Here is an 8223-nt window from a genome sequence, read left to right on the forward strand (position 1 = left end):
CGCGATCACCATTTTCGTCAGCATTTTCGGCGCGGTGCTTGGTCCGATCTTCGGCATCATGATTGCCGATTATTACCTGGTGAAGCGGCAGCAGGTCGTGCTCGAGGACCTCTATACCATGTCTCCGGAAGGGTCGCTCTATTTCGACGGCGGCTGGAACAGCAGGGCGCTGATTGCGCTGGCGATCTCCAGCCTATTCTCGATAGGCCTTTCGGTGCTGGGTGCAACGGGTATCATTCCGAACGGGGGTGACTGGGGATGGCTGCTCGGTGCTGTGGCGGGTGGTGCAGTGCACTATGCGTTGATGCGCAAGGTGCTTGGCGCGGTGCCGGTCGTGGCCAACGCCTGAGCGAAGGGTGAGGGGGCGAGCCACGGGTCTCGCCCGCCTTCGGCCCCCCAGGGGGAGATAGACGGCATGGTTGTGGTGCGAACTACTGGCTCTAAATCGCCGGTACTTTCATCTCGGCACCGATCGGCAGCTTCATCACCTTCATGTCCGGATTGGCTTCGGCGAGCTTCTTCCATTCGATACCATTGCCGTAGACCTCTTCGGCAATGTCCCAGAAATTGTCCCCGCGCTTGATCGTATAGGAATCAGGATGGTGGTTTGCTGCTGACGCGGCCGCTGTTTCAGCTGGCTTGGCGGCTTCTGGGGCCTTCGGAGCTTTGGCCGTTGCGGGTTCCGACGGTTTGGCTTCAGCCGAAGCGCCGGGTTGCAGAACAGTAATACGGCCGTCCGTGTATGGCTTGTATGGCGTGTTCTTCCCCAAATAATCGGCAAGGACGAGTTCGAGACCCGGACCGTAGTCATAGGCGTTGACGGCGTTTGTCGAGAAGATCTTGTAGCCGTCGCCGCCAGCACGCATGTAATTGTTGGAGACGACGCCATAGGTGGCCTCGACATCGATCGGCCGCCAGTTTTCACCCTGCTTCACCTGAACATCGGATATGCGGCTGCCCACCGGCTTTGACACGTCGAAGGCATATTTCAACCCTGCGACTTGCGGGAAACGCCCGGCGCCCTGATCGATCTGGCTCACGCCGTTTTCCAGAGCTGCGACGACATCGGAGCCTCGCAACTGAAACGTCGCGAGTGTGTTCTGGAATGGCAGTACCGTCAGCACTTCGCCCATCGTGACGTCGCCCGCTTCGATGGAAGCGCGCAAGCCGCCGCCATTGATGATGGCGATGGTGACGCCTTGTCCCTTGACGCGGTCCAGCATGGCATCGGCGACAGCGTCTCCCATGCTGCATTCCTTGAAGCGGCAAACCTCACGCGCTGCTTCGAGCACGCCGGTGGATTCGCCTACTTTGCGCGATTTCAGTTCTTCGAGGGGCTTGGCAAGTTCCTTGACGCGGGCAACGAAGGCCGGGTCCGGTGTGACGGAGGAATCGAGCAGGATCGGTGCGCCTTCGCTCTTGGTCACATTGCCATCATCGTCGAAGGTCACTTTGAGTTCGCCGAGATATTTCGAATAGGACTTCGCCTGGACGATAGGTACATCGCGGCCGGACGGATTCTTGACCAGTGTCGGATAGGGGCCAAGCGCTTCCGGATCGGTGTTCGATAGCAGCGTGTGACTGTGACCGCCAACGATCACATCGATGCCGTCTACCTTGGCGGCGAGTTCCTTGTCCCTGAGATAGCCGTAGTGGTTGACGGCTATGATCTTGTTGACGCCTTCGGCCTTCAGTGTCTCAACGAGCTTTTTCAACGTCTCGACTTCGGCGGCAAACTTGACGTCGGGGCCAGGGCTGGAGATTTCTGCTGTGTCGGTGGTGAGAGCGGAGATAATGCCGATTTTCTGGCCGCCGATTTCCTTGATGAGAAAGGGTTTGAATTTCCCGGCTATGGGCGAATTTGGCGCGGCTTCCGTGTTGCTGGAAATGACCGGGAATTTCACCTTGTCGAGGAACTTGGCCAAAGTGACTGGCGTATCGTCGAACTCGTGGTTGCCGAGTGCCATGGCATCGAAACCCATCTGATTCATGAACTCAGCGGTGTCGTCACCTTTATAGGTCGTATAGAACAGCGAACCCTGGAACTCGTCACCTGCATCGAGGACGATGACATTGCCGCCATCCTTGGACAGAGCCGCGCGACGTTCATCGATCTTGGCCTTGACGCGAGCAATGCCGCCGAAACACTCGTTCTTGCTCTCTTCTTCGGCCGAGCAGGTGGAATCATATTTGTTGATCGGCTCGATGCGCGAATGCTGGTCGTTGATATGCAGGATATTCAGCGTGTAATCGGCCATCGCCGCGCCCGCTGTCATGCCAAGGGTTGAGGTCGCTAGCAGAATTGTGGCTATTATTCTTGGCATGGAGAGCTCCGCATGTTCATCAATTAGGGTAGCGATAGGACTCATTCCTATTTTTCGTGCGTCAAGAAGATATGACAAGMACAGAACGACCGTATCGGAAACCGACTTTTTTGATCCAAAAATACCAGGCTGTGTTCTAGGACATGAATAATTTGGCGAAGATGCCAATTTGAAACGCAAGAACGAACCCCATCATCCACTTGATCAGCATCAGTTCGGATTTGATCGAGGTAACGTCATCATCTCGCCTGCTCAGTGCGGTTGCGGCCTTCATCGCCTTATCCTCTGGAACATCGATCGCTCGAAATGCCTCAAATACCTCGCTCTGCATCACAGTCATTTTGCTTCTTTCAAGTGGCCCTTGCTGGCCCACCAAAAGGTAGCGTCACGCAGTATTGCCAGCAATTATACCATAGTCGCAGTTGTCATGTCTGAGGCAAAAACTACGATTCAACCCACTTGCGGGGAGCGGCGCGTCAGAGAGAATTGCTGACCCGATGACGAAGTGCAATTCAGCTGAGCGGCGTTGACAAGGGCGCAATTGACCTTGGATTGATTACCCTTAACGAGCGAACGCAGGTTGATCTCGATCAGATTGGCAGAGGCGAAACGATAATTGCCCTCGGCCAACTTTTCCTTGGTATCGTTGGCGCGCGTTTCGAACGCCCCGTTGTTGAAATTGGAGAAAGCAACTCCCGACGTGTCGAACCATTGACCCTGCACGGCGTCGGTCGGACGCGTCGTCTGCGCAGGACCACCCTCCTGAACACCGCCGCTTATGCAGCCGGAAAGGATCAGGGCCAGTGTTGCTGCGCCGGTGGCAACCGAAAAGCGTTTCATCCAGACAATCTCCCAATGGATATCGCTCTTTAAATGCCGTGAAAATCAAGCAAAAACAAGACCTAAGTTTAATTGTAAATTCGAAGGATCAATGTTCCATTGGAACATTGGCATAAGTCGCGGGGAACCATCTTGACCGAGGAAACCGATGGTCTCGAACCAGACAGCGATATTTCGAAAAAGATAAGGGAGCTCAGCGCACGACAGACAATACTGACCAACGAACTCGCGAAATATAAAGCCGCTGCATCCGACCGAATGTCCACGGCGGCTATATCAATCGGATTTTTCAGCCCAGCAGCAGCGATCATCATAAATCCCAGCTCAATGACTGGCCTAGATTACGATCGAGGGTTATTGCTGATGTTTGCGACGTGCAACTGGTTCGTGCTATCCTTGGCGTTACATAATCTGGGTCGGTATGTTTTGAGGAAAGAGCTGATCTGATGCTTCAATATGCAATCTACTCTTTCGTCATCTGTCTCGCCGTCGGCGGTGGCRCTTGGATGTATGCCATATATGGCGTTAAAAAGTCTGAACAACGTCGCGTGGAATTTCAGAAGAAAATCGATGAAATGCGAAAAGGTGGCAGGACTCCGGCCCACTAGAGCAAATTGAGGGATGGCCTTAAGATGAAACGGCAGCCGAAGGGGCTGCCGTTTCCTTGTGTAGCTCATCGCTGCTGCTATTACCGCACCAGAATGTTGCGGAACTGCCAGGGGTCCTCAAGATCGAGGTTTTCCTTGAACAGGCCCGGCCGGTTCTCCAGGGGAGTCCAGTCAGTGTAGTGCCCCTTGAGCGGACCGAGATAGGGTGTCTGGACTTCAAGGCAGCGGCGGAAATCCATCTCGTCGGTTTCGACAATACCCGCGTCGGGATTTTCCAGCGCCCAGACCATGCCAGCCATGACCGCCGACGAGACCTGCAGACCTGTCGCGTTCTGATAAGGAGCAAGCTTGCGTGCTTCCTCGATCGTCAGCTGCGAACCATACCAGTAGGCATTCTTGTCGTGGCCATAGAGCAGCACGCCGAGTTCATCGGCACCGTCGACGATCTCGGATTCGTCGAGCACGTGCTGGATCGCCTGCGGCTGGCCTGCTGCGCCGAACATCTCATCGAGCGATAGTGTCGCGACATTGGCGGGGTGATAGGCGTAGTGGCATGTGAGCCGGTAGGCGGCCTTGCCCTTCTTGTCGAACACCGTGAAGAAATCCGCAATCGAGATTGCCTCATTGTGCGTGACCAGCAGGCCGAACTGTGCACCCTCGGTCGGGCACCATGTGCGGATGCGGGTATCGGCGCCGGGCTGCTCGAGAAAGATCGCGGCCTTGTTGCCCCTCTTCTGCTTGCGGGCATTCTTCGGCATCCACTTTTCGTGGGTGCCCCAGCCGAGTTCGGCCGGCTGCAGGCCTTCTGAAATGAAACCTTCGACAGACCATGTGTTCCAGAAGGCGCCAAAAGGCTTCGGCTCGCCGGCGCGCTGCGTATCACGCTCGGCAATATGGATGCCCTTGACGCCGACCTTGTCCATCAGGCGCGCCCAGCTCTCGCGATCCGTGCGGGCGGGTTCTGTATGATCCACGCCAAGATCGCGTGCGAGGTTGAGGACGGCCTGCTTGACGAACCAGGAGACCATGCCGGGATTGGCGCCGCAGCACGAAACCGCAGTCGGACCACCGGGCTTCTTCTTCTTTTCCGCGAGCAGCGTCTGGCGCAGCGCATAATTGGTACGGTCGGCGTTGTCGAGGTCGTTGGCATAATAGAAACCCGGCCAAGGTTCGATGACCGTATCGATATAGAGCGCGCCGACTTTGCGGCACACGCGCAGAATATCGACCGACGATGTATCGACGGAAAGATTGACGCAGAAGCCTTGTCCGCCGCCTTCGGTGAGAAGTGGCTTGAGCAGCGTCTTGTAATTTTCTTTTGTGACGGCTTCCTGGATGAAGCGGATGCCGCGCTCGTCGAGCAGTTTCTTGTTGGCATCACTGGGATCGATAACGATCAGGCGGGATTTATCGTATTTGAAGTGGCGTTCGATGAGGGGCAGGGTACCCCGTCCGATGGACCCGAAACCAATCATCACAATCGGACCGGTAATTTCTCCATGTACAGGCCATTGAGCCTTCGCCATTTTTTTATTGCTCCTAATTTTGATCTCCATCAATGAGGGCGGCGGACTAAATATCYGCCTCAAAGAAACCATAGAGCATAGACATGACAAAGCGCAAACAACCCATTGCGCTTTTAGGGTGAAATTCCGAACTACTGTTAATTAAAGCGGATTTATAGGCGTTTCAGCGCGTCGATAAGCCGGTCGCGAATTGTCATAATACCTTTGTAGTGCAGTTGCGCAGGATTTAGCGCTTCGAGCTGGCGCGCAAAAGCTTCCGCTAAATTGCGACATTCGGGGTGTTTCTTCAGGGCACTTATAGGATCGAGATAAATGCGGATAGTGAAAAGAATATCGCCAGAGAGCGGTAATTTGCGCAGCGTCTGCCGCTCGACGCGAACATAGCTTTGCGCTGCAATATCCTCGTCGGTGTAGCGCGCGCCCTTCTGGTGGCTGGCGAGCGGATGGTAGAGATTGCCGTCGGGCTGCAGCGACCAATTCATGCGCTGAACCGAGCGATCCGGGCGCAGATTGTCGAACATGCGGGTGATCAGCCCGGCATTGCGGGTGCCTGCGCCAAAATCGGGCACGGGAGCGTGGATATCGTCCATGGAGCGGCCGAACTTTTCCAGAAGCGTCCAGGAGGACGGAAACGATAACGACGCGGCGGCGAGATGCCAGCCGCGTGTCTCATCCTTGCGCATCAACACAAGATCTTCCTGAACGAGGCTGGCGGCGCGATGCAGGGTGGAGATATCGCTTTCGACTAGCGATACAGGTTCGTTCCATCCCGCAATTTTGATGTTCTCGCCGTCGCTGGAATAGATCTCAGGATAGTGCTCGACGAGATGGGTGCCGAGGAGTTGCATCACTTCCTTCTGGGCAGCTTCTGTTCCGGACTCCTCGACAAAAATCCTGTCGCCGTAGAGCGCAAAAAGCCGTTCTTTCTCAGCGAGATAGGCGAGAAGATTGCTGTCGATCTCGATCCAGTCTTTCGGGTCGAGCTGCTGCAACCCTATGGTGAAGGGTTGCGCCGAGCCATCATAGGGCGTGTGCACGGGGGCGGGGGTCGTCATTATGCGGCGTCCATCGCCTCCAGCTCGTCGATGATGCCCTCGATGACGGAAAGGCCCTTTTGCCAGAAGGCGGGGTCCGTCGCGTCGAGGCCGAAGGGCGCCAGCAATTCGGAATGATGCTTGGTGCCGCCGGCCTTCAACATGTCGAAATATTTCTGCTGAAATCCAGCTTCGGCGTTTTGATAGACCGCGTAGAGCGAGTTCACCAGGCAATCGCCGAAGGCATAGGCATAGACATAGAACGGCGAGTGGATGAAGTGCGGGATATAGGTCCAGAAGGTTTCGTAGCCGGCACCGAAATGTACCGCTGGTCCGAGGCTTTCCTTCTGCACATCCAGCCAGATCTCGCCGATCCGGTCCGAGGTTAGTTCGCCGTTATTGCGCTCGGCGTGAACCCGGCGCTCGAACTGGTAGAATGCGATCTGCCGTACGACGGTGTTGATCATGTCTTCGGCCTTTTGCGCCAGCATGGCCTTGCGCTCGCGTTTGTCGCGGGTCTTTTCAAGCAGCGAGCGGAAAGTGAGCATTTCGCCGAAGACGGAAGCAGTTTCGGCAAGAGTCAGCGGCGTTGAAGCCATCAGTGCGCCCTGATCGCCGGCAAGCACCTGATGCACGCCGTGGCCAAGTTCGTGCGCGAGGGTCATCACATCGCGCGGCTTGCCCATGTAGTTCAGGAGCACATAGGGATGCACTGAGGGAACAGTCGGATGGGCGAAGGCGCCTGGTGATTTGCCGGGGCGAGTCGGCGCGTCGATCCAGTTTTTGTCGAAGAAAGCCTTGGCGATTTCAGCCATTTCCGGCGCAAAGCCACTATAAGCGGAAAGCACGGTTTCGCGCGCGTCCGTCCATGAAATGATCGCCTGTGGCGTTTCGGGCAGAGGGGCATTGCGGTCCCAATTGTTCAGGTATTCAAGGCCAAGCCATTTGGCTTTGAGCGCGTAATATCGATGCGACAGCCGCGGATAGGCGTCCTGCACGGCTTCGGAAAGTGCGTCGACCACCTCGCGCTCGACGCGATTGGCCAAGTGGCGGMTATCGGCGATGTCCTCAAAGCCACGCCAGCGATCGGAGATTTCCTTGTCCTTGGCCAGCGTATTGGTGATGAGCGTGAAAACGCGCAGGTTTTCCTTGAAGGTCTTGGCCAGTGCTTCAAAACCGGCTTTGCGCAGGGATGCATCCGCATCCTGCAAGAGGTTCAAGGTCGGTTCGAGCGGCAGTTCCTCGCCATTCACTTCAAAGCGCAGCGCCGTCATGGTTTCGTCGAACAGACGGTTCCAGGCGCCGCGTCCGGTAATCGACTTTTCGTGGAAAAGCTGCTCGATCTTGTCGTCGAGCTGGTAGGGCTTGTCCTTGCGCAGGTCCACCAGCCATGGGCGATAGTGGGCGATGGCTGGGTTTTCGGCCATGGCTTTTTCGATGATCGCGTCATCGATGCGGTTGAGTTCCAGGCTGTAGAAGATCAGATGCGTGCTCGCATCGGTCATCTTCTGCTGGATATCGCCGTAAAGCTTGGCGCGTTTGGGATCGGACGTATCGCCGGCATAGACCAGGCCGGCAAAGGAGACGATTTTGCCGATAAGTTCTTCCAGGGCCTCGAATTCCTGGATCGATTGGGCGAACTCTCCGCCTTTTGGTTTGGCCGCCTCGGCGGCGAGATTGCCCTTCCAGCGCTTCTCGAATTCGACGGCGAGTTCGTCAGCCTTTTTGAGATCCGCCTTGAGCTCGCTGCTTTCCGTGGATGGATAGAGATCGGCAAGGTTCCATTCAGGCAGCAGGCCGAGGGCTGCCTGATCGGCTTTCAYGGCAGCAGTGCTGCCCGATTTGGAGGGAGCCGTGACCACGGTATCAAGCGAGTATTTATTGATTTTTG

The 8223-nt window shown here is 56.1% G+C and carries 8 protein-coding genes; 2 read left to right on the forward strand and 6 right to left on the reverse strand.

The genetic code is table 11. The features are described 5' to 3' along the window. On the forward strand, positions 1–349 hold a 349-nt coding region (locus tag ACXJ5O_RS13770), incomplete at its 5' end, for a cytosine permease (RefSeq protein ID WP_457300379.1). A gap of 91 nt (positions 350–440) precedes the next feature. Here ACXJ5O_RS13770 and ACXJ5O_RS13775 read toward each other — a convergent pair. The 3 genes from ACXJ5O_RS13775 to ACXJ5O_RS13785 form a co-directional block, all read right to left on the reverse strand. Continuing rightward, positions 441–2324, reverse strand: coding sequence for a 5'-nucleotidase C-terminal domain-containing protein (locus ACXJ5O_RS13775; protein WP_457300380.1), 1884 nt, complete (start codon positions 2322–2324; stop codon positions 441–443). Positions 2325–2460: 136 nt separating this feature from the next. After that, on the reverse strand, positions 2461–2664 hold the full coding sequence (locus ACXJ5O_RS13780; protein ID WP_457300381.1) for an integrase: 204 nt from the start codon (positions 2662–2664) through the stop codon (positions 2461–2463). Between the two features lie 110 nt (positions 2665–2774). Continuing rightward, on the reverse strand, positions 2775–3164 hold the full coding sequence (locus tag ACXJ5O_RS13785) for a hypothetical protein (RefSeq protein WP_457300382.1): 390 nt from the start codon (positions 3162–3164) through the stop codon (positions 2775–2777). A 132-nt stretch (positions 3165–3296) separates the two neighbouring features. Here ACXJ5O_RS13785 and ACXJ5O_RS13790 point away from each other — a divergent pair, with 132 nt between their 5' ends. Further along, entirely contained in the window at positions 3297–3611 is a 315-nt protein-coding gene (locus ACXJ5O_RS13790) for a hypothetical protein (protein WP_457300383.1), read from the forward strand. A 241-nt stretch (positions 3612–3852) separates the two neighbouring features. Here the strand turns inward: ACXJ5O_RS13790 and ACXJ5O_RS13795 are convergent, their stop codons facing one another. From ACXJ5O_RS13795 to ACXJ5O_RS13805, 3 genes are all read right to left on the reverse strand, one after another. Further along, entirely contained in the window at positions 3853–5298 is a 1446-nt protein-coding gene (locus ACXJ5O_RS13795) for a homospermidine synthase (protein WP_457300384.1), read from the reverse strand. 152 nt (positions 5299–5450) lie between these two features. Further along, positions 5451–6353 (reverse strand): heme-dependent oxidative N-demethylase family protein, encoded by a 903-nt coding sequence (locus ACXJ5O_RS13800; protein WP_457300385.1) that lies wholly within the window; start codon positions 6351–6353, stop codon positions 5451–5453. Then, positions 6353–8218, reverse strand: coding sequence for a M3 family oligoendopeptidase (locus ACXJ5O_RS13805; RefSeq protein WP_457300386.1), 1866 nt, complete (start codon positions 8216–8218; stop codon positions 6353–6355). The genes ACXJ5O_RS13800 and ACXJ5O_RS13805 overlap by 1 nt, the downstream gene beginning before the upstream one ends. Between the last annotated feature and the right edge of the window lie 5 nt (positions 8219–8223).

This window comes from Phyllobacterium sp. P5_D12 (assembly GCF_054049495.1).